We start from the raw sequence: 237 nt of genomic DNA, 5'->3' as shown, positions 1-237 counted from the left end.
GGAAGGGGTGATATAGGCACAGCCCTCCACGATACCGTTCTCTGGTACCTGATACCCTTCATCCACTAAGGATAATTTGGTGCTCAATAAAGCAATGCTCGGATATGAAAGAATATCTTTAATATTTATTCCATAGCCTATCTCCTGTATTTTGGAAATCAATCGAACTGCCAATAAACTATGGCCGCCCAGTTCAAAGAAGTTATCGTAAATACCCACCTTTTCAACACCCAACAG

Annotated in this window: 1 protein-coding gene; it reads right to left on the bottom strand. The window is 41.4% G+C overall.

Features of this window, described 5'->3' with window-relative positions; translation table 11 throughout:
- Window positions 1-237: phosphopantetheine-binding protein (locus AC04NP_RS30890; protein ID WP_482863996.1), on the bottom strand; the 237-nt coding region annotated here is incomplete at both ends.

The sequence above is a fragment of the Agaribacillus sp. DX54 genome, from assembly GCF_056858335.1.
This window is presented reverse-complemented; position numbering and strand designations above follow the sequence as displayed.